This is a genomic window from Bacillus sp. EB106-07-01-XG149 (assembly GCF_058791555.1).
In genome coordinates this window covers 428,058-454,908 of the sequence record NZ_JBYTDP010000001.1, presented here as the reverse complement: position 1 = coordinate 454,908, position 26,851 = coordinate 428,058, and the positions used below count along the sequence as shown (strand labels likewise).

The window sequence follows — 26,851 nt, the reverse complement described above, 5'->3', positions numbered from 1 at the left end:
AATTTTGTAATAGAAGGGATGGAGATTTAACTGGCTCAAATTGTTGGTATTGATAGATACCTTTGTACTGGGGCTTTAATCTATATGCGTGAGGGCCTTTCCCTAAGTCTTGTCAGGAAATAGGGAACAGTAAGCAAACACTTATACAATATGAATAGAGGAGAGGAATGCCTTATGAAAATACGTAGTCAAATTACATGTGCAAGTCTGGCCCTTTTAATAGCTGGAAGTTCCCTGTTATATATAACACCAACCTCAATTGTAAAAGCAGAGCCCACTCAAAATGTATCTAGTTCGTTACAAACAAATACTCAACGAGATCGTACTTCCGTCAAGCAAGCAATGCGGGATACATTGCAACTTGGATACCCAGGGATACTTGCTAAAACTTCTGAGGGTGGAAAAACGTGGGGGTATGCCGCTGGAATAGCGGATCTGAGAACCAAGAAACCAATGAAAACAGCTTTTCGCTTTCGCATTGGTAGTGTGACGAAGACGTTCACTGCAACAGTTGTACTTCAATTAGCTGGAGAGAATCGCCTGAATCTAGACGACTACATCGAAGACTGGTTGCCTGGTGTCATTCAAGGAAATGGATATGATGGTAACAAGATTACTATCCGGCATATATTGAACCATACAAGTGGTATCGCTGAATACTCAAGGTCAAAAGACGCTGATTTTACGGATACAAAAAAATCGTATACGGCTGAAGAGTTAGTGAAGATGGGGGTTTCTTTGCCTCCAGACTTTGCCCCAGGAAAGGGCTGGTCTTATTCAAACACAGGATACGTATTACTGGGCATTCTTATTGAAAAAGTAACCAGAAACAGCTATGCGGAAGAGATTGAAAATCGGATTATTGAACCACTTGAATTGTCGAATACATTCCTACCAGGCAATTCAAGTGTTATTCCAGGCACTAACCATGCCCGTGGATATGTCCAACCAGACGGAGCAAGTGAGCTAAAAGACGTTACTTATTATAACCCAAGTGCAGGTAGCTCGGCTGGAGATATGATTTCTACTGCTGACGACTTAAACAAATTCTTCTCTTACTTGCTCGGTGGCAAATTACTGAAGGAACAGCAACTAAAACAAATGCTTACTACAGTTCCTACAGGAAAAGAAGGAATCGATGGATATGGTCTTGGAATCTATGAAACTAAGCTTCCAAGCGGTGTCTCGATATGGGGACACACAGGTGGCATTCTAGGGTTTACAACTCTTGTTGGAGGCAAACTAGGAGGCAAGCATACGTTGGTCGTCAATTGGAATAGTTTGGGTAGAACTGACAGTCCTAATCCTTTTAAAAATATTTTACTTGCTGAATTTAGCAAGTAGGAAAAAAGGAAAAATTTATCGTAGTTTTCATAGTTGAAAATATACTTTTCTGGTTCAAAAGCCCCAACTTATTTTCGAGAAAAATTTGGGGCTTTTTTTGTTTTGGTGGCGTTTATTCTCCTTAAGTTGATGGATGTGGGGTAGCCCCACATTACTATCAAGCTAAGGTTTTAATATATCTCCTAAATGAACATTTTCTTTTTCTACAGGTAGTTACTTTGAGAAGGTAACTTATTTTTTCGTTTTAAGGGCGTTTATTTTTCTTAAGCTGATGGATATGGAGTATCCGCCCTAAGTTAAATAAATTTTGACTTAAAAACCAGTGATTTTAACAACGTTAGGAGTGTTTCATGCAGCACAATGTCATTTGTGTTGTATTGCAAGAAGAAAAATTACATTAGAAAAGAGCCAGAATTCATCCTGTTAAGGGTAAATCGACTCTTAATATTTAAAAGGATGGTAAAAAGAAACACAGAAGTAAAAAAACTGTGTTTCTTTTTGATTAATATATTTACTGAACTTTACGGCACAGATGCTCCTTCTATCCTATTATAAAAGCGATTTTGAAAGTAAGTAATTTGTAAGAAATGGGTAAGAAAAAAGAAATTTTCATTGTGTATGATAAAAATATAAAGAGGCGTGAAAGGCGGAACAGATATGACTTATATATGAAAAACAGACCAGTAACAAGACTGTTTCAAGGAAAAGAAGTAATTTATGTGGTTAACATATATGTGGAAAAAGAGGGATTTACCCAGGACAGAATAGCGTTTGTAAAAATAATAAATATGAAGATGATTACGAATTCAATGTTGACCTTTTTTCATTGGTGGAGATGGTAGCTGTGTGGTTAATACGAAATAGCAAGAAACCACCTATACAATATGAATAGAGGAGAGGAATGCCCTATGAAAACACGTAGTCAAATTACATGTGCAAGTCTGGCCCTTTTAATAGCTGGAAGTTCTCTGTTATACACAACGCCGACCTTAATTGTAAAAGCAGAACCTACTCAAAGTGTATCTAGTTCGGTACAAACAAGTACTCAACGAGATCGTAATTCTGTCAAGCAAGCAGTGCGGGATACATTGCAACTTGGATTCCCGGGGATACTTGCTAAAACTTCTGAGGGTGGAAAAACATGGAGTTATGCCGCTGGGGTAGCGAATATGAGCAGCAAGAAACCAATGAAAACAGATTTTCGCTTTCGCATTGGTAGCGTGACGAAGACGTTCACGGCAACAGTTGTACTTCAATTAGCCGAAGAGAACCGCTTGAATCTAGACGACTCTATTAAAAAATGGTTGCCTGGTGTCATTCAAGGAAACGGGTATGATGATAAACAGATTACTATCCGGCAATTATTGAACCACACAAGTGGTATCGCTGAATACACAAGGTCAAAAAGTTTTAATCTTATGGATACTAAAAAATCGTATAGGGCTGAAGAATTAGTAAAGATGGGGATTTCGATGCCCCCAAATTTTGCTCCAGGAAAGAGCTGGTCTTATTCAAATACAGGATACGTATTACTAGGGATCCTTATTGAAACAGTAACTGGGAACAGCTATGCGGAAGAGATTGAAAATCGGATTATTGAACCGCTTGAATTATCGAATACATTCTTACCTGGCAATTCAAGCGTGATTCCAGGAACCAAGCATGCCCGTGGATATATCCAACTAGACGAAGCAAGTGAGCCAAAAGATGTTACTTATTATAACCCAAGTATGGGGAGCTCGGCTGGAGATATGATTTCTACTGCTGATGATTTAAACAAATTCTTCTCTTACTTACTAGGGGGTAAATTACTAAAAGAACAGCAACTAAAACAAATGCTTACTACAGTTCCAACAGGAGAAGCTGAACTTGGCAGATATGGTCTTGGAATCTATGAAACTAAGCTTCCAAATGGTTTCTCAATATGGGGACACGGAGGTAGCATTCCAGGGTTTGTTACTTTTGCTGGAGGCACACTTGGAGGCAAGCATACATTAGCTGTCAATTTGAACAGCCTTAATGCTGATAGTCCTGATCCTTTTAAAAATATTTTACTTGCTGAATTTAGCAAGTAGGCCAAAAGGAAGAACAGATAAATTTTATCATATTTTCATAGTTAAACAAATAAATGATGAAATTGATCACTTATCTAAGGAGGCAATTCCCTCATGAAAAATAAACTAACTGGTGTATTAGCCGTTACATTAGCGCTAACTATGATTCTACCAACAGGAGCGAAAGCATTTTCTGACAGTAAGACTACAGTTGTATCTAACGCAGAAGTAGCTAGCCAAGAGTTGAAGAAGATTGCAGCAGAGAAGGCTGCGCTACTCACGAAGTCCCATGGGACGACTAGCGTGCAGTATGCGCTAATTGATAATGGCAAGCTTACTTTGTCGGGGCAGGCTGGAAAGAACGATATGGAAGGGGAACAGCCACTAACCAAAGATACTCTATACGGGATTGGTTCAGTCAGTAAAATGTATGCAACAGCGGCTGTAATGAAATTGGCCGACGAAGGAAAAGTCGATTTGGATGCTCCTGTGGTCAACTATGTTCCTGATTTTAATATGAAAGATGTGCGGTACAAACGCATTACCCCGCGTATGTTGTTGAATCACTCCTCCGGCTTGCAAGGTTCAACGTTAAGTAATGCATTTTTATTTAACGATAATGATACCTATTCCCATGATTTCTTGTTGCAGCAATTGTCCAACCAGAGCCTGAAAGCAGACCCTGGCGCGTTCTCGGTATACTGCAACGATGGCTTTACGCTGGCCGAAATTTTGGTGGAAAGAGTCAGCGGTATGAGCTTTACCAAATTTCTACATCAACGGTTTACAGAACCCTTAAAGATGAATCATACAAAAACGCCGCAGGACAAATGGAGGGACGAAAAGCGGGCTGGACTTTATTTTCCGGCGTACCAAGGGCAGCTTCCAATTGAATCTGTGAATGTGATTGGTACGGGAGGGGTCTCTTCCACGGCAGAAGATATGGTACGATTCTCACAATTATTTATAGGACAGGGAAAAGGGATCCTCTCTGATAAGGTAGTCAAGGCGATGGAGCAAGAGGAATATAAAAAAGGAATGTGGCCGGGGGATGGAGATAATATTTTTAACTATGGTCTTGGCTGGGATAGTGTGAAACTATACCCATTCAGTGAATATGGGATAAAAGGCTTGGCTAAGGGCGGCGACACGGCACTGCAACATGCTATACTGGTCGTGCTTCCGGAACAGAAAATGGCAGCGGCTGTGTTGTCATCCGGTGGACGAAGCTCTATAAATCAACTGCTGGCAACGGAATTGCTGCTCGCCGCGCTTAAAGAGAAGGGTACAATTAAGAACATCAAGCCTAACAAATCTTTTGGCAAGCCGGTTAAGGTCAAGATGCCTCAAGACGTGGCAAAGAAAGCGGGATTTTATGGCAATAGCGAAACTCATTTCAAAATTGAAATTACGAAGAATGGAGAACTGTTCTTACCATCTAATCAAGAAGAAAAATATGTATATACTGCGGATGGAAGCTTTATTAATGAGAAGGGTACTTCTAAGCTCAACTTTGTCACCGAGAAGAATGGAAGAACTTATTTGAGGGAGAGCACATATAAATCGACACCAGACTTAGGGCAAGGTGTGATGACTCACTATTTAGCCGAGAAACTAGAAGACAATGTGCTATCGAAGAAAACCGCTGCCGCATGGGCGAAGCGGGAAGGTGTTAAGTTCTATCTTGTGAATGAGAAATTTAGTTCTATTGAATATCTCGTACAACCGAAACTTATTACCACACAAATTAATCGTAAGGAAGGCCTGGCGGGCTATTGGGAGGGCAGAAAAATTACAGGTCCGAACACCGCGACGCATCAGCTCCAAATCCCCGTGATGAATGGCCGTGATACGACGGAAACGCATTTCTATACAGAAGGCGGCAATGAATATATGGAAATGGCCGGGTTGTTATACGTAAGTGGAACCAACGTAAAACCACTTGATGCTGGCCAATCATCCAAAGTTACGCTGCAAGCAAATGGGCATGCTAAATGGTTTACGATCCCGCAAGCGGCAGCAGGAAAAAGGATGACCGTGACATTGCCATCAAAGGGTGCGTTCGCGGTGTATGATGAGAATGGAGTATGCGTCAACTTTACCATCGTGAGCGGCAATAACAAAGTAAAACTGCCGAAGAATGGAACGGTTGTAATTGCTGGGGCACCGAACTCAGAATTTGCAATTACGTTGAACTAGCTACAATTCAAGATGGACTTCAACAAAACCAGTACGACATAGGAACGGTGTTTTGCTGGTTTTGTTTGTATTTACATATTATCTTTAAGAAGAGAATTTCAACGAATAATATCACGCTCAAATTCTGCAAAAACAGCTATCATACCAATTCAGGGCAATCATTATTTGCTCCATTAATCTTCTTGATGTAATTACGTTCGCAGCCGGTATTATGATGTACAAGCCCTATACGATACAGGAATTATCCGAGGTGTTTCAGCTACTAAGTTCACGCCATATGGCACACTCACACGTCAACAGGCTGCACTTATGTTAGAATGAACTCTAGAATATCTAGGTGTAGAAAAAGAGTCAAATATAGGGCCCTACCACATTGCTATCAAGCTAAGAAAAGTAAATACCCCCAGAACGAAATTTTGTGCTAACTTGTAGTAAAAAAGCTCATTTTTTTGTTTTGGGGTAATTTGGAATTCTTAAGTTGATGGGCATGTGACGTTACCCCTATACAAGGAAATATGATAGTAATCATATACCGGAAGTGATAGAACTGAGTTATAAAAAGTAAAAGAAAAGTGTTACGTTAATACTTTTTAGAGCACTCAATTGCTGAGTGCTCTTTTTGTTTAGGACATAATTGTTTTAAATGGAAATAAATTACCAATAGATAATATCCTTAAAGTATAGCATTTATTTTGAATAGGAGGGTGATCGAGTCTATGGGGGTACGTATAGTCGATGATTTACAGCAATTATCGTTGTTACTAATGTTTTTAAGTACATTTATATTTTACAGATATTTAAAAAAGGTAAGACGAGAGAGAAAATTGACTGGTTTTGAATGGACAATGTATTTTGTCACTCAATTTGCAACAGTAATTTGGACAATTACTTATTTTATTAAACTCTTAGCTGAATCGTAATTTCTATTCATTCAATCTAGTTTACTGTTATCTATTAGGGGTATAAATATAGTCCGTATCTAAATCAATGAAAACATCGCTCGTGATGTCTTCTTGTAGTAATTTTGGAATTTTTTCATAATGGTACTGTACACAAAATAAGCTTAGAAGATCTTCATTAGATATCTCTTCATTTTTTACATGTAAATACATTCTTCTTAATTCGTTTAGAGAACAGTTACGGCCAATAACATACTCATTTATTCTATATCCATCAAATTCAATTATCATATTATCACTGTTGGTTGCTAGCCAACATTATAGCTTGAATTTTAGATGAATCTATTATACATTGTTTGAAATTTAGTGAGAATATATTTTTATATAATGTGAGGGTTATAAATGGAACAAAATAAATTAGTTTTAGTAGGATCAAAACGTCTTAAGTGGGAAACATGTAAAATTAAGTCTATACAGGATGAGGAAATTATTATTAAAACAATTGCAGGTGCAATAAGTATTGGAGCAGAGTTACCGCAGTATAAAGAATCTGATGTTACAGATACAAATCCTATGTATCCAAGAAAAACTGGATATGAAAGTTATGGTGAAGTTATTCAAGTTGGTAATAAAGTAACAAATTTAAACGTAGGTGATAAAGTAGTTTCTTTTTATGGGCATGAAACGGTAGGAATAGTTAAAGGGGATAAAGTAATTCGAGTGCCTAGTTATATAAAATCTAAAGTTGCTTTATTATCTATTCTTTCGTGTGATGCTGCTAAAGGGGTATTGAAGCTAGACCCGCGACGTGATGAAAAAGTACTCATTACTGGAATGGGAGTTATCGGTTTACTCGCTTGTTATTTTTTAAAATACTATGTAGGTGTTGAGCATGTGGATGTTGTTGAGCCTAATAAAAATAGAAGAGAATTTGCAAAGAATTTTGGTGCGAAAAACCTCTTTGATTCGGAAGAGAAACTTATAGATACGTATAATTACGGTTTGGAATGTTCTGCTACAAATAGAGGGTTTCACACATTGCAAAAGGTTATTAAAAGTAATGGGGCTATATGTATTCTTTCTGATGGTAATATAGAAGACTTAACATTAATCGCCGACTTTTATCGAAAAGAATTGCAAATCATTGGTTCAAGTGACGGATATGATTATCAAAAACATGCAGATTGGTTTTTTAATCAAATAGAACAGACGCCATGGATAGAAGAGATTTTTCAACATGAAATTCATTACACTGCACTTACACAATGTTTTAAGGAATTAAGTGAAGGGGCGTTGAAGCCTTTAAAAGTGTTCGTTTCATATGAATAACAAATAAATCTAGCAATTATTTGTCACGTATTTCATATATATTTCGTCACATTTATGATAATAAATTGAGGAGGAACTTATATGAAAATATTTGTAGCAGGTGCTACGGGTGTAATAGGACGTTCTTTATTACCGATGTTAATAAAAGAGGGGCATACGGTATATGCAATGATTCGTAATGAATCACAAGTAGAGGTAATGAAGAAAGTTGGTGCTATCCCAGTAATAGCTGATATATTTAATCGGCATGCTGTATTTTCTGTATTAAATGAAACAACTCCTAAAGTAGTCATTCATCAATTAACGTCATTGTCTACGTGGAATGTTGAGGATAATGCCGAAATTAGAATTGAAGGCACTCGTAACCTTGTTGATGCTGCTAAAAATGTAGAGGTAAAGAGAATAATCGCTCAAAGTATTTCATGGGTGTATGAACCAGGAGATACATTTGCGGCAGAAAAAGATTCACTAGATATTGCTGTCCCTATGTCTAGGCATGTGACTATTAATGGCATATTAAAATTAGAAGAAGCTGTTTCTGAGTTACCAGAAGCGGTTATACTTCGTTACGGTACGCTATATGGACCAGGCACATGGTATGCAGAAAACGGATTAATAGCAGATCAAGTTCGTAATAATGAAATTATTGCATCAGACGGGATAAGCTCGTTTTTACATGTCGAAGATGCCGCTAGAGCAGCTATGTTAGCTCTTCATTGGCCGATGGGAACCGTAAATATTGTGGATGATTTTCCGGCAGCTAGTAAAGAATGGTTACCAATATATGCAGAAGCGATAGGGGCACCTATGCCTAAAGTTCAAACTGGTAAAAATAGTTGGGAAAGAGGAGCTTCAAATAATAAAGCGCGTAAAGAGTATGGGTGGAACCCTATATTTCCATCATGGTCTGAAGGCTTTAAAAACTTGGTAAGTATGTAAAATACAACTTTAATGGGAATGCTAGTAACATTCACCATTAAAGGATTGGGCAATTATGAATATAATTTGGGAAAGTATTATTTTAATTCTTACTGGAATGATTGCATTAAAAATGACAGGTAGTAATTCTGTTAGCCAAATGACGAGAGCTGAAATAATTATAGTAGTTTCAATTGGACGTATTATTGTAGAGCCTGTATTAAGTAGGAAAGTAGTCCCATCTATATTTGCAGCTGTAATATTTGCAAGCATACTTCTTATCATTCATTTTTTTGAATTGAAATCAAAGAAGGTGGAGCAATTCCTAAATGGCAGTAGCATTGTAATTGTTGAGAATGGAGAAATTGTAAAAGAGAATTTGATGAAAGCAAAAATGTCGGAACAACAACTATATATGCAATTAAGAGAAAAAGGAATTCATGATTTAAAGTGTTTACAACAAGTTACAGCTGAACCGAATGGGCGTATTGGTTATCAATTAATAGAGAAAGCTCAACCGATAACTTTAGAAATTTTAGAAAAAATATTAGATCAACACAAAATAAAAAGATAAATTCTCTTTAAAAAAGACAATACTGCAACGGAGTATTGGCTTTTTTATTTTTCTACAAACGTAATGGTTAATATTTAGAATACATATTCAACCAATCTTTAAAATAGATATAGGCTTATTAATATGCTATATTCAATGGACCTATAGTGACTGTGGTGAAAAAAGCAGCGTTAAAATTAATAGGTCTTTCATGTGATGCTATACATGAGATAAGAATAAGGAGATAAAAATAAAATGGAATTTTGGGAATCAAGCTTTATTGAGAAACAAACGATGTGGGGATTTGAACCTACAGAATCTGCAATTTTGACAAAAGATTTTTTTCTGGAAAAGAGCGTTAAAGATATATTAGTTCCGGGTATTGGATATGGAAGAAACGCAAAGGTGTTTATCGAAAATGGTATAAATGTAACAGGTATTGAAATTTCAAAAACAGCCATTGATTTAGCAAAACAAAACGGACTAGAAGATGTTCGTATGTATCACGGTTCGGTAAACGAAATGCCTTTTGATAATAAACTTTATGATGGGATATTTAGTCATGCACTTCTTCACTTGTTGAATGAGCAGGAAAGAGAGAAGTTTATTAAAGATTGTTATAATCAGTTAAAACCAGGCGGCTATTTGATTTTTACAACCGTTTCTAAAAAAGCTCCCATGTACGGAAAAGGAAACCAGTTGGATAAAGACTATTATGAGATAATGGAAGGTGTAAAAATGTTCTTCTACGATTCTGAATCTATAAAGCAAGATTTTAATAAATATGGATTAGTACAGATTTCAGAAATTGATGAACCAAATAAGAATGTAGAAAATAAACCTTCAATTAATTTCTTAATGATAAAATGTAGAAAAGACCTGTAAAAAATTAGTATATATTAATTGTATATTATGTATAAATAATAAAACACACAAGAAATTATGAATGAATTAGAAGTCTTAATAGAGATAGGTCTAGAGAAACAAGATTAGATAGCGCTTAAAATATGGGGAAATACAGTGATAAAATGAGAAACAAAATGTGTTTGATATTTTTTGTGGAGTTTTAATGTCAGAAAAAGAAGAAATGGAGAAAATAAAATATGATTTTAGGAATTTCATATTTTGATATTTTTCGTATCATAATTATTGTATTGTTTTTTTTCATTTTCTGGAGATTGAATACTTGGTATAATAAGAAATATAATGTTCCTAAGGTTTTTCAATGGCTTCCTAGAAGATGGGGGAAAAGAAAAGTTTCAGAGCATTTGTCTCAATTAGATAAAAAGTTAGAAGCTGAAGGTAAAGGTATTTGGGTTACAAACTATGCTATAGATTTGTACATTGTAACTATTCCTTGTACCGTAAAAAAATATAAATTTTAATACATATATATTTATAGAAGGGACCGTTTCTTTTAAAAGATACAGTCCCTTCTATAAATTTGTCAATGTAATGTAATTAAGTGATGCGTAAGAACTCGTATCGTTATCCCAAAGTATCGCCTTATATACGTTTAATGAGTTTTATCCCCTCAACAAAGAAAAGCACTAAGTGTATAGTGTTCATTACAAACCATAACATGAGCTTTGAGTTCTTCACAGTTTTCAACTGACTTGATTTTGTATTAGACAATTCTATCTTTAAAGACATTAATATAATAGTATTAGACATAAAACCTAACAATATAAATCCGAATAAAGGTAAGTTTGTAATAGCGCCTATTACCATAATTGCTATGTATACTATAGTTAGCTTTTTAATATACTGTTTATCTTCTTTTAATTTATCTATATTTTTGGTTTTGAACCAGTTTCTTACTATTCTTACAAAAATAATAGTTTGAAATACTAGTACAATTATACTTACAAAGAGAAGGAACAAAGTTCTTAAATTATTTTCCATTAAACCGTTCATTTCATATGTACCCCTTTTATTTATGTTTATAGTATGAAAATGTAATTTTCAAAGAACCTGCATGTGATTAGTAACGGTACTCGTTCTCTATTTTCATGTTACTCTATCCTTGTTAATTATGGAAAAGGACAAATCTAAGCATTTAACTGTTAGTATGGTATACCCTTTATATATTTTAGGTTAATTTTGATTGTTTGCATATAATTTTATATTGGAATAAGTAATACGTCAAAATGTTTTGTGAAAATTTCGGCTATTAATCGCTTGTACAAAAGAAAAAGATTAGTAGGTAGTCATATCGTAATGGGCGAGGTATACCTTATCTGTTGTCTGCTTAAAATGAAGTTTAACCATGTTGAAAATATGATTTTCATTTAGTATTTCTAGAAACAATAATGTGGTTAATTATGGTGAAATTTAAAATGGAGGAAAAACGTTAGACCACTAGAGTGAATATATTCAAAGCCATATCATGTGTAGTGTTTAATATAATTAGGGGGAACTACATGACAAGAAAACAGATAATCATTACCTTATTTTCAATTACAGCGTTCATACTAATTTTAGTATCACTTGGTGTTTTTGAGGAAGAACTAAAAGAAACAGATTATAGTGAAGTTGTACAATTCATGGAAGATATGAAAAACAAAGAAGAAGTTGAGATTGATGTAGTTACTTACTATTCAGGTAAGGCCTCTTTAGAGAATAGTGTACTTAAACAACCAAATGGTTGGATTATTTATCGTTTAAAAGCTCGTTATGATAAAGTAACAAATCAAAGTTGGATAGATGTGACGCCTGATCTTAGCCGTTTTAAGAATGTGGAGAAAATTTCTGGGGATCTCATTACCTCGCACCAACAATGCGGCTATATTAATCATAATACAGACGAGAATAAAGGAAAAGTAGGATACATGTTAACAGAATGCTTCCATAAGTGGGAATACGATGTGAAGCCATCAGGGTTTGAAGGATATAGGATTAATTACACAGTATTACCGATTTTAGGTTTAAAATAAATTTAGTATTTGTTTTATCAATTTGTTAATCAATTAGCTGATACTGTAGCTGAACAAGTAATGTATGATATTAAATTTATATTTTAATAATAGTTTTGGCTTATCTTTTTTAGGCTATTTGCAATGAGTTGAATAACCTTTATTCTAAAATAGTAATTAAGGAAATTATTTAGTGTTAATATAAATTCTTATATATTGATTATGCACAAATAAAAAGGACAAGCATATAATAGAAATACCTATTAACTTTAAGTAACCTTAACTTTCGTTAATAGGGTATCTCAAAATCCCCAAAAAGAGCACTTGCGGAAACAAGTGCTCTTTTATTTTTTTGTTTATTGAAGATGATTAAATTTCATCCGACTAATATGGAATTTTAAACCATTATTTTATATAAAGTGGTAAAATAAGTAGGGGAAATTTGTAAGGGGGCGAGGGATTTGAAACTAAAAGAGCTGGCGGATTTGTTATTGATTAAAGAAACCATTGGAGATATGAATGTAGAAATTACGGGATTAGAAATGGATTCTAGAAAAATAACTAGTGGAAATTTATTTATATGTGTATCAGGTATCGATGGTTTTCTTGAAGATCGACATCAATTTGTTGAAAATGCAGTGAAAAATGGCGCTATGGCGTTAATTGTAGAAAGAGATGTAAATATTGAAATACCTAAAATAATTGTTAAAGATGCTAGGTATGCTATGGCAGTTATTGCGTCACATTTCTATGGTTACTCATCTAATGAAATGAAACTAATTGGAATTACAGGAACAAATGGTAAAACAACTACTTCCTATTTACTTGAAAAGATTTTGAGTGATTATGGATTTCAAACAGGGCTTATGGGGAATAACGGAGTGAAAGTTGGTTCGAAATGGTATCCTACTGATATTAATACGCAAGAACCACCGATACTTCAGCGGAATTTGCAAACGATGAAAAATCATAATACAGATTATTGTGTTATGGAAGTTACCTCACAAGGTTTACATATGGAAAGAGTTAAAGGGTGTAACTTTAAAACCGCTGTTTTTACAAATTTAACGTAAGATCATTTGGATTACCATGGAACATTTGAGGAATATAAGCAAGTAAAAGGCCTTCTATTTTCCAGATTAGGAAATGATTTTTCTATTACAGATAAAAAATTTGTTGTATTGAATGCAGACGATCCGTCGGTAGAATACTTTAAAAAAATTACTTCAGCTGAGGTTATCACATATGGGATACATAATAAAGCAGATGTTCAAGCGAAGAACATAACTTTAAGCCCAAAAGGAATTCGTTTTGTAGTTGCATCCTTTAATGGAGAAATAGAAATCCATCTAAATCTAATAGGCCGCTTTAATGTATATAATGCATTAGCAGCAATAACAGCTACATTGGTTGAAGGTATTCCGCTTACAAACATTAGTGACAGTTTATCTCATGTAAAGAGCATTGAAGGTAGAATGGAAATCATAGACGAAAATCAAGATTTCCTTGTAATCGTGGACTATGCTCATTCACCCGATGCGTTAGAAAATGTCCTCTCTACAATTAGCGAGTTTTCAAAAGGTAAAATTATTACTGTTTTCGGTTGCGGTGGGGATAGAGATGAAAAAAACGACCTATAATGGGTGAAATTGCTGGAAGTTATAGTGATTTTGTTTATATTACTTCTGATAATCCACGTTCGGAAGACCCGCAGGCAATAATGAAAGATATTGAAAAAGGATTTTCACAGAATAATAATTTGAATTATAAAGTAGAATTAGATCGTGAACTGGCTATAAAACATGCAATAAACATGGCATCTTCTAATGATATTGTTTTGATTGCAGGGAAAGGGCATGAAACGTATCAAATTTTAAAGGATTCGACTATTTATTTTGATGATAAAGAAAAAGCTCGACAAGCAATTATAAATAATAAATAGATTATCTTTTAGAAAAGACTAGATTAGATTAAGTTGTGAATGGAGTGTTATTGAATGCAAACTAGAAAAGCTTATTTATATGTATTTCATACGATGTCCGATTGGGAATACGGACATTTAATTGCTGAACTTAATACAGGTAGATATTTTAAAAAGGGTTTAGCACCTTTTAAAGTAGTTACAGTTGGAATAAATAAAGAAATGGTTATTTCAATGGGAGGCTTGAGCGTAAAGCCAGATATTTCCCTAGATGAATGTGTACTTGAGAGTAATGATTTATTGATTTTACCTGGAGGAAATACTTGGACTGAAAACATACATAAACCCATATTGCAAAAAGTTGAAGAAGCTTTAAAGATTGGTACTATTGTGGCTGCAATTTGTGGTGCAACAATAGGCCTTGCAAATTACGGATACTTAAATTCTAGAAAGCATACAAGTAATAGTTTAGATTATATGAAAATGGTTTGCCCTACATATAAAGGGGAAAATTTATATGAAATGGGACCTGTAGCGTCTGGTGAAAATCTTATTACTGCATCTGGAGTAGCTCCTTTGGAATTTGCAATGGAAGTTCTAAAAACATTAGATGTATTTGCGCCAGATACACTCCATTCATGGTATGAATTAAATAAGACACATGAACCTGAACATTTCTTCCAGTTAATGAATTCATTAAATAGCTAAGCAATTTAGTATGATCAATAATAAAAACCATGTTTCTAATGATACTGAAGCATGGTTTTTGTGTTTTGATTAATAAATATATAAAGTAACAAATTTTGTACAATAAAAATGAATTTGAGAGAAAGAGTCACTTCTTTATTATACTATTATTTCTGAACGACAAAAGTAATAGCATTTGTTTTTAATTGAATGTGTCTTTCGTTTCGGACTATATTATAAGCTAATTCTTTTATTTCAATTTTTATTTCTTGCCATTCCTTATAAATGCTTTTTAATAGATATATCATATGTTCAGTAGGAAGGTTAATTTCAATTAAAGCATCTAATTCTTCTTTCGTATGTAAGTCAATTTCTTGTATGTTCGAGTTAATAATTAAACAATTGATACCACCAGTCTTTGTACCTTTTTTCATAGAATGGAGCACGTTTTTTAAATCTTCTTCTGATTGAACATGCTCTAAACTTGATATTGCAACGATATAATCAAAAGTATCAGGTTGGATGTAGTAGTTTTCAATTGCTGCTTGTTCTGTTTTTATAACTTCAAAAACATCATGTTCTTTACTATAAATTTGTAATTTTGTTAAAGCGGAATCCAGTAAGTCCACACATGTAACAGTACCACTAGCATTTTTTATTTTTTGTGCAATTGGAATACTATTTCTTCCAACGCCAGAGCCGAGATCAAGTACTTGCAAGTTGTTTTGTCCTTCAAAGTAATCCATTATTAAATCCATAACTGTTTTAACCGGTTTGTAAAGCCAAGAGCCAGTTTCAAATAATTTGTATTGTTCATAGCAAAGGTCATGATATTTCTTTTCTTCGTGTCTTATGTAATTAATACGATTCATTGTATTTCAACTCCAATACTTTCATTCTAACGAGGTCCTTTAGCAAAACTTGCTAAAGCATCTAAAACTAATTCTATATTACTGATCAAGATTTTCACCTCGCTTTATAAGATATTTGTATAATTCGATAAGAATATAGGTAAACCTTTTAGCCAGAGATATTAAGATTCTTACTGTGGAAAACTGATTTTCTTAAGTGATTAAAAAAATGTATAAACATGGAGAGGAAAATGCATATGATGTTTTATGAAATTGTTTGCTTTTCTTGTAAAAATGTATTTCGTGTTTACGAAGGTAGTGAAAAATATAAGCGATTTAAAGAGAAACCGAAAGGAACTTATTGTTGCGATGAGTGTAGCCACAAAATTCAATTAGAAGCGATAAAGCATTTATTTAGATAGCTTATATGTCCGGAAAAGTTTGACAATAAAAGCATTATAAATTATCATATGAAAAAAACTAATATATAAAGTGGCATGGAAGAGAAGAGTAGTTAAGAAAGGTTACGTACAGAGAGCTCTGGTTGCTGAGAATGAGCGGTATAAATCTTAATGAAAAAAGACTTGGAGCTGCGCAAGGAACTAATTTGTTTAGGGATGGTGCGACGGATTCTCCCGTTATAGAGATAGGGTATAAGCATATTTTGCCGTACCTGAAGAGGTTAATATGGCGACGTATTAACAAACTGAGGTGGTACCGCGAAGCTAACAACTCTCGTCCTCAAGATGAATAATCTTGGGGGTGGGAGTTTTTTTATTGCATAAATTTGAAAATATGAAAACAAATAATAATTGAGGTGAATAACATATGCATTGGGCGTATGAAGTAGCACATGAATTAATAAGAAAACATCCAAATAAAGAAACTTTTGTTTGCGCATCTGGAATAAGTCCATCTGGTTCTGTTCATATCGGGAACTTTCGCGAAATAATAACGACTTATTTCGTGGTAAAAGCACTACAAGATTTAGGGGAAAAGACTCGTTTTATATTCTCATGGGATGATTATGATAGATTTAGAAAAGTTCCTAAAAATATTGATCCATCTTTTGCAAAATATATTGGTATGCCATACTGTGATATTCCAGATCCATATGGCTGTCATAATTCGTATGCAGAGCATTTTGAAAAAGAGTTTGAGAAATCTCTTCAAGCATTTGGGGTTGAAGTGGAATTCATATATCAACATGCTGAATATAGAAGTAGAAGGTATAACAAAAATATATTAGAGGCTTTATATAAAAGAAAAGAAATATATGATATTTTAATGAGATTTAAAACTGGGGAGTGTAGTGAAGAAGAGCGAGAGAGCTTTTATCCGGTTACGTTATATTGTGAGAGATGCGGGAAAGATGCAACAACGATTACACATTTTGATGAAGTGTTAAAAACAGTACGGTATGAATGTGAATGTGGAAAGCAAAATGAATTATCGGTCTTAGATACAAATATAATGAAATTGAATTGGAAAATCGATTGGCCGATGAGGTGGATGATAGAGGATGTTATTTTTGAACCGGGCGGAAGAGATCATTCATCAGAAACGGGTAGTTATAATGTATCAAAGGAAATTGCGATGGAAATATTCAATCGTGAAGCTCCTCATTATGTTTCTTATGATTTCATTGGCATTAAAGGGAATCATAAAAAAATGTCTAGTTCTTCAGGGAATAGTATTACACCTAGCGAGCTGTTAAAAGTGTATTTGCCCGAAGTGATTCTTTTTATGTTTGCTAAATATAGACCAAACGCAGCTTTTCATATCGGCCTTGATGAAGATGTGATTCGCAATTATACAGAGTATGAACGATTAAAAGATAGTTATGAAAATAAAACGCTCAAAAATGAAGATTTATTTGATGCAATTAAACTCTCTAAAGTTGATAGCGGGTTTAAAGAGTATCCAAAGTTTAATCAGGTTGCTGGAACGTTACCGCTATTAAATTTTGATTCATCTATTTTACAAGGTATATTAGAAAAAACAGATAGGAGTTATGCATTAGATGCTATGATAGCGATATGTAACCGTGCAGAGTATTGGATAAGAAACTTTCAATCTGAAAAATTAATTGCGGTAAATCTAGAGAGAAATACAGAGTTTTACAACACATTAGATGAAAGACAGAAAGAGTGGCTAGTAGAAGTTTGCAACATACTTCGTTCTAACAAAGATTACTCTAACTTAATGGAACAATTGTATTCGATTTGTCATCATGAAAATAAAAAAATAATGAAAGAAAATCAAAAACAATTATTTATTATTATATATAGGCTCATAATAAATCAGTCTAGCGGCCCACGTATACCGTTATTAATACATGTAGTAGGCATTGAAAAATTCATCACATTATTAGATTTCTAAAAAATAAAGGAAACGCAAGTACTCAGAGATCTAAGCTAAGTACTTGCGTTTCATATTTTGCTACCGTGAATACATTTTCGGACATTCATCACCACGTGGTTCATAAAAACAATGACTTTTAAACTGTCCTACAAACGGCTGATTATACCATTCAGGTGGACAAGCACCAACTGGACGGAAATACCAAAGAGCCCAACGTGCTGGCCAGCGCCATTCACCTTGTAAAACTTTTCTTGCAATTTCTTTTTCAGAATCACGAGCACGCTGATAAAAATATCCGTATTGCACTGCTTCAAATCCACCGGGACTTTGATATACTGCGTCACGTACAGAACGAAGCTGTTTAAAATCTAAGCAATCACAAAATACACGATTTACTACTACGCAGCCAACAAGTTGTTCACCTTGTCGACCTTCTCCTTCAGCTTCTGCACGAATTAAACGAGCTAGTAAATCAACATCACTTTCGTTATATGGAATAAGGGGCATAGTGCTACCACCTTTCTTTATCTGTTATAGTAAAGAGTGTATGTATGAAAATAAGCTAAGTGCTTTTCTATATGTAAATTCATTAATTTTCACAATTAGCTTTTATGAAAAAAGCTAATTAGTAATTGTAGACTAATGTAAAAGGGGAGAGATAACGTGTATCGAATTCATAAAGACCATATTATTTACGCAATGTCACCAGAAAATAAGCCGTGTATGGAAGTAGAAATTGGGAGTCGTCTTGTATTTGAAACATATGATTGCTTTGAAAATCAAATTGAATCTGAAGATGTTGCGTTTCAAGAATTAGATTGGAACCGAATTAATCCGGCGACTGGGCCTGTATATATTAATGGTGCAGAACCTGGTGATATATTAGTTGTAATGATTGAAAAGATTAAAATTGCAGAGCAAGGTGTTTTAACTACAGGAGCGAATCTTGGCGTAATGGGTGAAGATCTAAACGAAAATACAGTGAAAATCGTCCCAATACATAATGAACATGTTTTGTTTTCAAATGAACTACAAATCCCGATTAATCCAATGATCGGTGTTATTGGTACTGCGCCGAAAGAAGAGAGTATTTCATGTGGCACACCGCATGATCACGGCGGGAATATGGACTGTAAAGAAATAAAAGAAGGGACAACATTATTATTACCTGTAAATGTTCCTGGTGCCCTATTAGCATTAGGTGATTTACACGCGGCGATGGGTGATGGTGAAATTGGTGTTAGTGGAGTAGAGGTTGCTGGTGAGGTAACTGTTACAGTTCAAATTATAAAAGGAAAGAAATGGTCACTACCAATGGCGATCCAAAAAGAAAAAATAATGACGATTGCTTCAGAGAAATTGTTAGATGATGCAGCGAATCGCGCTGTACGTAATATGGTGACATTTTTACATAAGGAATTAGAAATGTCTAAAGCTAATGCAACACTTTTATTATCAGCTGCAGGCGATTTAAGAGTTTGCCAAGTTGTAGATCCACTGAAAACAGCACGAATGGAACTAGGTATGAATTATGTGGAGAAGCTAGGTTTTAATTTGAGTAAATTTCATCTTAAATAAGAATGATAGAAGAAGGATGCTGTTGTATAAAAGTATCCTTTCTTGATTTACGGATGATATATAAACAGGTAGTATTTATTTTATATAATTGAATATAAGATTGTGGATCGAAAAAGGAGTAAACACATGGTTAAAATTATGATTGTAGAAGACGATATGAAAATTGCAGAACTATTATCAACACATGTCGCGAAATACGGGTATGAAGGAATTATTGTATCGGATTTTCAAAATGTATTAAACATTTTTTTAGAAGAACAACCAGAGTTAGTTTTATTAGATATTAATTTACCGAGTTTTGATGGGTACTATTGGTGTCGTCAAATTCGCGGAGTTTCTACATGTCCGATACTATTTATTTCAGCCCGTGAAGGTACGATGGATCAAGTTATGGCACTAGAAAACGGTGGTGATGATTTCATTTCAAAGCCATTCCATTACGAAGTGGTAATGGCTAAAATTCGTAGTCATTTAAGACGTGCTTATGGAGATTATGCACCGAAAGTAGAAGAACGGATGGTTGAGCAACAAGGTCTTTGTTTATATCCTGAAAGGCTTGTATTGAAATTGCGTAATCAAGAGATTGATATAACGAGAAACGAAGCCATTTTATTAGAAATGTTAATGAAAAATTATCCGCGTGTTGTGGGTAGAGAAGTGCTGTTGAATAAATTATGGGATAGCGAATCTTATGTTGATGATAATACTTTAAGCGTAAATACAACTCGTGTGCGAAAAAAGTTAAAAACGTTACAGATTGAAGATGCGATTGAAACGATTCGTAGTGTCGGTTATAGATTACATATTACTTGGGATACTGGTATGGAGAAATGATAAGATTATTTATTCGTGATCATATACCACTTATTTGTTTTACAGCAATCCAATTACTAGCCATATTTCTTGTATATTGGTTTGATGGGCATAACCATATTGCAACGGCATTATATGCAATGTTTTTAGGTGTCTTTTTTATGGTAGGCTATTTAGTATTTCGTTATTTTACTCATCGTACTTTCTATGAACGATTAGCAAATCCGTTGAACTCTTTGGATGAATCTGTTCAAAAATCAGATTTTGCAGCTTTATCTGATGCTCTTCAAGAACTTCTTGAGGTGCAATATCGACATTATCAAAATCAGCTGCAAATACAAGAGAGAAAAAATAATGATCATTTAACTTTTATGAATCAGTGGATTCATCAAATGAAAACACCTTTATCTGTAATAGAATTAATTACACAAGATGAAGTCGATTCACGTTTTGAAAGTATAAATGAGGAAACAGATAGGCTGAAAAAGGGGTTAGAGATGGCTCTGTATGTCGCACGTTTAGAAGCATTTACACAAGACTTTTATGTGGAAAAAGTACAACTACATAAAATAGTGAATGATTCTGTACATGAACATAAACGCTTCTTTATCCGGAATTTTGTATATCCAGAGCTTAAAATTGATAAGGACATTAGTGTAGAAAGTGATGCGAAATGGTTACAATTTTTAATTGGACAAATACTATCGAATGCGATTAAATATTCATCAGGTAGTAGAGAAAAGATTAAAGTGAAAGCTTGTAAGGAAGGTAATACAGTTATACTTGAAATTGCCGATAATGGCGTAGGGATACCGAAGCAAGATTTACCAAGAGTGTTTAAACCTTTCTTTACAGGAGAAAATGGCAGAGATTTTAAAGAATCAACTGGAATGGGGCTATATCTTGTATATGAAATTACGAAACAATTAGGACATAGTGTAGAAATCCATTCAGAAGTTGGTAAAGGTACCGTTGTACGAATTATATTTTTTAATGTGTAAATAAGTGAACTAGGCTAAAGAACTTTGGAGATAAGTTTTTTAGCCTTACTTTATAGCGATTATATGAAATGGTAAAAGGTAATCTTCGTATGTATAATGACACGCAAATAAATACGATTGTTAAATTAGAAGTATTTAATAAAAAGCTGATAAATAGTTTTTGTAAGAAAAAAGCCACCCCTTTGAAAGAAATAGCTTCATGAATCCATCATATGAATAAGTGTATCAACATTAATAAGTATAATGTTCGAATTCGTGATATGTTTTGTGGATTATTATAGAATTAGTCTTTTGTTTTTTCATGATACAGTATTGTAATTAAGTAAACAAACTTAATAATGTATATCCAATTATTCCTAAAATAGTGATAGGAACCATCATTAAGAAAGAAGAAATTCGATTAGCATTAGAGCGTTCTAACACAAGAATCAAGATAATCCCGACTATCACTTCGGTATATCCAACAGGTAACATGTGACTATAGTCTTCAAAATTTAAAAGAATGTGAAGTCCATCCGTTACAAAAACTCCACTAATAAGCGCGCTTCCGAATTTATGAAGTGGATTTGTAGTATCTTTCCATAGAAAACCTGCAGTTCCAAAGATAGTCCCTCCTATAAATGCACATACAATCCATACAGATATAAAATAAATAGAGTGAGCTACATTTTTAATAACTATTGCATAACCATAATAGCCTAATACCATACCGAGTAGTGCAAGGATACCAGAAAGTATAGCTGTACGCTTAGAATAACTAAAGCTAGCCACAAAAAAGGATGGAACTAACCAAACACTTCCTAGATTAGCTAATGAATTCCAATGTCCTGGAAGTATACCTTGCCCCAATTTAGTTAGTATACCAACAATAATCCCTACTATAATCGGGATGAGAAAAATCTTTAAAAACATATTTAACTTTGTGATTTTTAATGCCCTGTCCATAAAATCAACCCTTACATTAATATTTTCTGCAAACATATAATAGCTTATTGTAGGGGGATAATCAATAAAAATTTATCGAAAAACAACAAGTGATTATTGGGTAACGAATAACATTTTGTTTTTATAATTGGGTGAATAAAATATCAAGTACTCGTTACTCAACCAAATGGTAAATCAAATAATATATGGAAGTAATGAAATTGCCCAAAACATGTAATTCAACTTAGTATAAATCTCTCGTATTTTCATGAAATGATTTATGATAAAAAAGAAACGAAAAGGGATTGATATAGTTTCCTCCTGTTTTTATTTACAATTTATTAGAAGGAGGGATTTTTTACTAGTTGTGAATGATAGGGGGATTGTAATGGATATTCGAAAAATAAAATATTTCATAACGGTGGCAGAAGAATTAAACTTTAGCCGTGCAGCAGAACGCCTAATGATGGCACAACCTCCTTTAAGCCAAGAAATTCGTAAATTAGAAGATGAATTAGGGGTCCAACTTTTTCATCGAACAAAAAGAGTGGTTGAGCTTACCGATGCTGGGAAAATATTTTTAGAAGGGTCTCGGCAAACGTTACTTCAAGTAGAAAGAACTATTAAAGAAACACAGCTTGCGGATGAAGGAAAGATTGGACATTTAATCATCGGTTTTGTCGATTCTACAGAAACGGTTATAAACATATTAAAAACATTTCGAGAACGCTTTCCTAAAATTCAGCTTATATTACGCGAGATGACAACAGACCAGCAGATAAAAGCACTCTATGAAAAGCAAATTCACATTGGATTTATTCGTTCTAAGCAGAATAATGAAATATTTTCTTCCGAAGTTTGTTCTAAAGAACGTTTAAAATTGGTTTTACATGAAAATCACGCATTAGTTTCGTTACCTAATATTTCTATTAAAGAACTAGTAGATGAACCATTTGTTTTATTTCCTCGTCATTTCGGTACTAACTTTTATGATTTAATTATTAGTTACTTTTGGGAGCATGGAGTAAGTTTAAATATTGTTCAAGAAGCAATTCAAATGCAGACGATTGTTAATTTAGTTGCAGCAGGAATGGGAATTTCTGTCGTTCCATCATCGGTGGAAAGTTATAAAAAATCGGGAGTCATATATAAAGACATTGAGGAACATACACCGGAAATAAACTTATACGCTGGATGGAGGCAGGATGAAAAGTCTGTCGTGCTCGAGAACTTCTTAGCAGTTGTTAGAGAGATTTATACGACTTCACAATTTGAATTTGAAAAGTAAAGGCCCATCTTGATTGGATGGGCAGTAGTAATTTGGGAAAGGTACTATATTTATTGTTAAGTCACTGACGATTTAACCTGTTTTACTTGGGTCATACTCAATGAAACCTTTTAGTACACTATCAATTTGACCCATAATTTCAGGTGACAATGTAACACTAGAAGCAATTACATTTTCTCTTATTTGCTCCGGATCTGAAGCGCCAATAATTGCAGAGGAAACAGCTGGATTTTGTAGTACCCAAGCAACTGCGAGTTGAGGTAAGGTAAGATTATTTTCAATTGCAATAGGATTAAGTTTCTGTATTGCAGTAAGTACATCATCACTCATCCAACGTTGTACGAGTTTGTTGAAAAAGGGTTTTCCTGCATCTGAATTAGCACGTGATTGGGCGGGGAGTGGTTTACCTGGTTGATATTTTCCAGTGAGAATACCTTGTGCGAGGGGAGACCAAACAATTTGGCCAAGTCCTTCACGTTGACATGTTGGAATCACATCAGTTTCTATAACTCGCCACAACATCGAATATTGAGGTTGGCTAGCAATAAGAGGGATTTTCAATTCTCGTGCAAGTGCTGCACCGCGTGTGATTTGCTCCGATGTCCATTCACTTACGCCTAAATAAAGGACTTTCCCTTGTCTTACAAGATCTGAGAAAGCTAACATTGTTTCTTCCAGAGGTGTTGTTGTATCGAATCGATGTGCATAATAGACATCAATGTAGTCTGTATGTAGCCGTTGTAACGATGCATTACAATTTTCTATAATATGTTTTCGTGATAAACCTCGATCATTTTTTCCAGGTCCGGTCGGATGACATACTTTTGTACAAAGTTCTATACTTTCTCGGCGTATACCTTTCAAAGAGCGGCCAAGCACTTCCTCAGCAATAGTGTCCGAATAAACATCTGCAGTATCGAACGTTGTAATTCCAACATCTAATGCGGCTTTCACACATTCATTTGCAGTATCTTCATTTACTTTTCCACCATGGTTTATCCAGTTACCATATGCAATCTTACTTACTGTTAATCCACTGTTTCCGAGTTTGCTAAATTCCATTGTAGAATCCCTCCTTAAAAATGATAACTTTATTATAAAAACTGAAATGTAGTATGTATAATATAAAATTAATCATACAGTTATATAAAAATTATATAAGAGGGAGTGCTTAGAAGGTTATTATTAGGGAAATCTAAAGGAAAAGTAGTATAGCAAATGTAAAGTATGCTTGTTCAATTTGAAGCTAAGAAATGATAAATAGACCTAGAAGAAAGTAATCATAATAATAGCACATATAATTGCATTTACTCATACAGTACTATCATGGTACAATATGGTTACTAACGACGGAAAGGAATGATGGGTGGACGATGATTAACTAATCTTATTTTTAAATGTTGAAATTCAATAAATTTCAATTTCTAAAAAATAGGATTAGTCTACCCAATTTCCATACAACGGTATTGCTATTTATGTTACGCAATAGCTTATTTGGGTATAAATATTTTAACGACTAATCCTGCCAAATTTATTTGGGAGGATTTTTTTATTCTCCCTTAATGAAAGGGATCGGTATTATGAAAGAACTATTAAAATTAAATGATGTTTATGTTGAAATAAAGGAAAACACTTTGTTAGAGAAAATGAATGTGACAGTAAGACAAGGGGATGTTATCGGGTTAATTGGTAAAAACGGGGCTGGTAAATCAACGTTACTTCAATTAATAAATGGGAAAATTGAACCATCAAAAGGTACTGTTGAATGGATGCAAATGAATATGACAACAGCATATGTTGAACAAGAAAAAGAATCATTTGTTAGTAAGGATATAATTGCAAAAGAAGCGGAACTCCTTGCAAAATGGGGCGTGCCAACGAACGATTTTCTAACTTTAAGTGGTGGTGAAAAGCTAAAAGTTCGATTAGCAAAAGGATTTTCCGAAAATCCTAATGTTTTAATATTAGACGAACCGACAAATCATCTAGATGAGATGAGTACGGAATTTCTTATTAAACAAATCAAAAATATGAAAGGTACAGTTATCGTCGTATCACATGATCGATATTTTTTAGATGTTATCGCAACAAGAATATGGTCAATTGAGGATAAGAAATTAATTGATCATAGTGGTAATTATATAAGTTATATGAAAGCACGTGAACATAAAAGAATGACGCAGCAGCGTGAATATGAAAAACAACAAAAGAAGATAGAACAAGTAGAAACTCATATAAAAGAATTAAGTTCATGGTCACAAAAGGCACATGCACAGTCTACAAAGCAAGAAGGAGTGAAAGAGTTTTATCGTGTAAAGGCAAAGCGAATGGATGCGCAAGTAAAATCGAAACGAAAACGTCTTGAAAAAGAGCTTGAGAAAACGAAAGTTGAACGTGTGAAAGAAGATTATTCAGTTGAATTTTCTATTCAAGCGACTAAAAAAGTAGGGAAACGTTTCTTAGAAGTAAAACAATTACGGAAAGAATTTAATAATCGGACATTATTTGAAAACGTTAATTTTACAATTCAGCACGGTGAGAAGGTTGCGATTATTGGGCCGAATGGTAGTGGGAAAACAACTTTACTGAAGATGATTATGGGAAACGAAACTGCTGAAGGAGAAGTATGGATTTCACCATCAGCAAACATCGGTTATTTAACACAAGAAGTATTTGATTTACCACTTGATAAAACACCAGAAGATTTATTTTATAAAGTTACATTTGAAGAAAGAGGAAAAGTCCAAAATTTAATGAAACATTTAGGGTTCCAAGCTTCTCAATGGACAGAGTCGATACGATATATGAGTATGGGGGAACGAGTAAAATGTAAGCTAATGGCTTATATTTTAGATGAAAAAGATGTGCTTATATTAGATGAACCAACGAATCACCTTGATCTGCCTTCACGTGAACAGCTTGAAAATACATTAGCTGAGTATAACGGAACACTCGTTATCGTTTCTCACGATCGATATTTTCTGGAGAAAACAACTAACACAAAACTCGTGTTTGTAAACAATACGATACAAAAGCAACTTGAAGAACCTACGAAAACAAGGGATGAAATTGAAGAGCTACGTTTAACGTTAGAAACAGAAAGACAAGAAGTATTAGGGAAATTAAGCTTTTTAACTTCTAAAGACAAAGAATATAAAGAACTAGATGAACGGTTTATGGAACTTACGAAGCAGATTAAGGTGCTTTAAAGTA

Annotated in this window: 24 protein-coding genes, 2 pseudogenes and 1 other annotated feature; of the genes and pseudogenes, 20 read left to right on the top strand and 6 right to left on the bottom strand. The window is 34.1% G+C overall.

Annotated elements, in window-relative coordinates; translation table 11 throughout:
* Positions 1 to 174: 174 nt before the first annotated feature.
* The 5 genes and pseudogenes from AC3WTA_RS02420 to AC3WTA_RS02400 all read left to right on the top strand — a co-directional run bounded on the left by AC3WTA_RS02420 (position 175) and on the right by AC3WTA_RS02400 (position 6,517).
* Positions 175 to 1,344: a serine hydrolase domain-containing protein gene (locus AC3WTA_RS02420; protein WP_492332804.1), complete on the top strand. Its 1,170-nt coding sequence runs from the start codon at positions 175 to 177 to the stop codon at positions 1,342 to 1,344.
* Between the two features lie 908 nt (positions 1,345 to 2,252).
* On the top strand, positions 2,253 to 3,419 hold the full coding sequence (locus tag AC3WTA_RS02415; RefSeq protein WP_098632006.1) for a serine hydrolase domain-containing protein: 1,167 nt from the start codon (positions 2,253 to 2,255) through the stop codon (positions 3,417 to 3,419).
* Positions 3,420 to 3,512: 93 nt separating this feature from the next.
* Positions 3,513 to 5,597 carry a serine hydrolase domain-containing protein gene (locus AC3WTA_RS02410; RefSeq protein ID WP_070168850.1) on the top strand — a complete coding sequence of 695 codons (2,085 nt, stop codon included), beginning with the start codon at positions 3,513 to 3,515 and terminating at the stop codon, positions 5,595 to 5,597.
* A 222-nt stretch (positions 5,598 to 5,819) separates the two neighbouring features.
* Positions 5,820 to 5,918: pseudogene (locus tag AC3WTA_RS02405) on the top strand (S-layer homology domain-containing protein); the annotation flags it as partial.
* A 395-nt stretch (positions 5,919 to 6,313) separates the two neighbouring features.
* Complete coding sequence (locus tag AC3WTA_RS02400; protein WP_000538967.1) at positions 6,314 to 6,517, top strand: hypothetical protein; 204 nt, start codon at positions 6,314 to 6,316, stop codon at positions 6,515 to 6,517.
* 27 nt (positions 6,518 to 6,544) lie between these two features.
* On the opposite strand, the gene AC3WTA_RS02395 is transcribed toward AC3WTA_RS02400, so the two are convergent.
* Positions 6,545 to 6,787, bottom strand: coding sequence for a hypothetical protein (locus tag AC3WTA_RS02395; protein ID WP_078183833.1), 243 nt, complete (start codon positions 6,785 to 6,787; stop codon positions 6,545 to 6,547).
* Positions 6,788 to 6,898: 111 nt separating this feature from the next.
* Here AC3WTA_RS02395 and AC3WTA_RS02390 point away from each other — a divergent pair, with 111 nt between their 5' ends.
* The 5 genes from AC3WTA_RS02390 (at position 6,899) to AC3WTA_RS02370 (ending at position 10,681) form a co-directional block, all read left to right on the top strand.
* Entirely contained in the window at positions 6,899 to 7,825 is a 927-nt protein-coding gene (locus AC3WTA_RS02390) for a zinc-dependent alcohol dehydrogenase (protein WP_078183834.1), read from the top strand.
* A gap of 81 nt (positions 7,826 to 7,906) precedes the next feature.
* Positions 7,907 to 8,764, top strand: a complete 858-nt coding sequence (locus AC3WTA_RS02385) for an NAD-dependent epimerase/dehydratase family protein (RefSeq protein ID WP_000689427.1) — start codon at positions 7,907 to 7,909, stop codon at positions 8,762 to 8,764.
* A 55-nt stretch (positions 8,765 to 8,819) separates the two neighbouring features.
* Complete coding sequence (locus tag AC3WTA_RS02380) at positions 8,820 to 9,317, top strand: DUF421 domain-containing protein (protein ID WP_001021693.1); 498 nt, start codon at positions 8,820 to 8,822, stop codon at positions 9,315 to 9,317.
* Between the two features lie 234 nt (positions 9,318 to 9,551).
* Positions 9,552 to 10,181 (top strand): class I SAM-dependent methyltransferase, encoded by a 630-nt coding sequence (locus AC3WTA_RS02375; protein WP_000397613.1) that lies wholly within the window; start codon positions 9,552 to 9,554, stop codon positions 10,179 to 10,181.
* Positions 10,182 to 10,399: 218 nt separating this feature from the next.
* A complete protein-coding gene (locus AC3WTA_RS02370) occupies positions 10,400 to 10,681 on the top strand; it encodes a hypothetical protein (protein WP_000600377.1) in 282 nt (93 codons plus the stop codon).
* A 121-nt stretch (positions 10,682 to 10,802) separates the two neighbouring features.
* On the opposite strand, the gene AC3WTA_RS02365 is transcribed toward AC3WTA_RS02370, so the two are convergent.
* Positions 10,803 to 11,213, bottom strand: a complete 411-nt coding sequence (locus tag AC3WTA_RS02365) for a hypothetical protein (RefSeq protein ID WP_001013790.1) — start codon at positions 11,211 to 11,213, stop codon at positions 10,803 to 10,805.
* Positions 11,214 to 11,719: 506 nt separating this feature from the next.
* Between AC3WTA_RS02365 and AC3WTA_RS02360 the strand changes: the two genes are divergently transcribed.
* The 3 genes and pseudogenes from AC3WTA_RS02360 (at position 11,720) to AC3WTA_RS02350 (ending at position 14,840) form a co-directional block, all read left to right on the top strand.
* Positions 11,720 to 12,232, top strand: coding sequence for a hypothetical protein (locus tag AC3WTA_RS02360; RefSeq protein WP_000197227.1), 513 nt, complete (start codon positions 11,720 to 11,722; stop codon positions 12,230 to 12,232).
* Between the two features lie 440 nt (positions 12,233 to 12,672).
* Positions 12,673 to 14,153 (top strand): annotated as a pseudogene (locus tag AC3WTA_RS02355) (UDP-N-acetylmuramoyl-L-alanyl-D-glutamate--2,6-diaminopimelate ligase).
* Between the two features lie 54 nt (positions 14,154 to 14,207).
* Entirely contained in the window at positions 14,208 to 14,840 is a 633-nt protein-coding gene (locus AC3WTA_RS02350) for a type 1 glutamine amidotransferase family protein (RefSeq protein WP_001194782.1), read from the top strand.
* 146 nt (positions 14,841 to 14,986) lie between these two features.
* Here AC3WTA_RS02350 and AC3WTA_RS02345 read toward each other — a convergent pair whose 3' ends face one another.
* Positions 14,987 to 15,691: a class I SAM-dependent methyltransferase gene (locus AC3WTA_RS02345; protein WP_001079942.1), complete on the bottom strand. Its 705-nt coding sequence runs from the start codon at positions 15,689 to 15,691 to the stop codon at positions 14,987 to 14,989.
* Positions 15,692 to 15,921: 230 nt separating this feature from the next.
* On the opposite strand from AC3WTA_RS02345, the gene AC3WTA_RS02340 reads away from it, so the two are divergent.
* Together AC3WTA_RS02340 and lysS are read left to right on the top strand one after the other, a co-directional pair.
* Positions 15,922 to 16,092 (top strand): DUF2197 domain-containing protein, encoded by a 171-nt coding sequence (locus tag AC3WTA_RS02340; protein WP_000551050.1) that lies wholly within the window; start codon positions 15,922 to 15,924, stop codon positions 16,090 to 16,092.
* A 67-nt stretch (positions 16,093 to 16,159) separates the two neighbouring features.
* Positions 16,160 to 16,416, top strand: a binding site (T-box leader).
* A gap of 82 nt (positions 16,417 to 16,498) precedes the next feature.
* A complete protein-coding gene (gene lysS, locus AC3WTA_RS02335; protein ID WP_000558605.1) occupies positions 16,499 to 18,052 on the top strand; it encodes a lysine--tRNA ligase in 1,554 nt (517 codons plus the stop codon).
* A gap of 60 nt (positions 18,053 to 18,112) precedes the next feature.
* On the opposite strand, the gene AC3WTA_RS02330 is transcribed toward lysS, so the two are convergent.
* Positions 18,113 to 18,541 carry a cell wall hydrolase gene (locus tag AC3WTA_RS02330; protein ID WP_001128408.1) on the bottom strand — a complete coding sequence of 143 codons (429 nt, stop codon included), beginning with the start codon at positions 18,539 to 18,541 and terminating at the stop codon, positions 18,113 to 18,115.
* A 156-nt stretch (positions 18,542 to 18,697) separates the two neighbouring features.
* On the opposite strand from AC3WTA_RS02330, the gene AC3WTA_RS02325 reads away from it, so the two are divergent.
* The 3 genes from AC3WTA_RS02325 to AC3WTA_RS02315 all read left to right on the top strand — a co-directional run bounded on the left by AC3WTA_RS02325 (position 18,698) and on the right by AC3WTA_RS02315 (position 21,426).
* Positions 18,698 to 19,612, top strand: a complete 915-nt coding sequence (locus AC3WTA_RS02325) for an acetamidase/formamidase family protein (RefSeq protein WP_000285655.1) — start codon at positions 18,698 to 18,700, stop codon at positions 19,610 to 19,612.
* 126 nt (positions 19,613 to 19,738) lie between these two features.
* Positions 19,739 to 20,446 (top strand): response regulator transcription factor, encoded by a 708-nt coding sequence (locus AC3WTA_RS02320; protein ID WP_000238985.1) that lies wholly within the window; start codon positions 19,739 to 19,741, stop codon positions 20,444 to 20,446.
* The gene (locus AC3WTA_RS02315) at positions 20,443 to 21,426 is read left to right on the top strand and encodes a sensor histidine kinase (protein WP_000620165.1); all 984 of its coding nucleotides are present in this window, start codon (positions 20,443 to 20,445) and stop codon (positions 21,424 to 21,426) included. Before AC3WTA_RS02320 ends, AC3WTA_RS02315 begins: the two co-directional genes overlap by 4 nt.
* 318 nt (positions 21,427 to 21,744) lie before the next feature.
* Here the strand turns inward: AC3WTA_RS02315 and AC3WTA_RS02310 are convergent, their stop codons facing one another.
* A complete protein-coding gene (locus AC3WTA_RS02310) occupies positions 21,745 to 22,371 on the bottom strand; it encodes a DUF6518 family protein (RefSeq protein WP_000373290.1) in 627 nt (208 codons plus the stop codon).
* 367 nt (positions 22,372 to 22,738) lie between these two features.
* Here AC3WTA_RS02310 and AC3WTA_RS02305 point away from each other — a divergent pair, with 367 nt between their 5' ends.
* Positions 22,739 to 23,638 carry a LysR family transcriptional regulator gene (locus tag AC3WTA_RS02305; protein ID WP_000354629.1) on the top strand — a complete coding sequence of 300 codons (900 nt, stop codon included), beginning with the start codon at positions 22,739 to 22,741 and terminating at the stop codon, positions 23,636 to 23,638.
* A 72-nt stretch (positions 23,639 to 23,710) separates the two neighbouring features.
* Here the strand turns inward: AC3WTA_RS02305 and AC3WTA_RS02300 are convergent, their stop codons facing one another.
* Positions 23,711 to 24,700 (bottom strand): aldo/keto reductase family protein, encoded by a 990-nt coding sequence (locus AC3WTA_RS02300; RefSeq protein WP_000395983.1) that lies wholly within the window; start codon positions 24,698 to 24,700, stop codon positions 23,711 to 23,713.
* A 518-nt stretch (positions 24,701 to 25,218) separates the two neighbouring features.
* Between AC3WTA_RS02300 and abc-f the strand changes: the two genes are divergently transcribed.
* On the top strand, positions 25,219 to 26,847 hold the full coding sequence (gene abc-f, locus AC3WTA_RS02295) for a ribosomal protection-like ABC-F family protein (protein ID WP_098632043.1): 1,629 nt from the start codon (positions 25,219 to 25,221) through the stop codon (positions 26,845 to 26,847).
* The last annotated feature ends 4 nt before the right edge of the window (positions 26,848 to 26,851 follow it).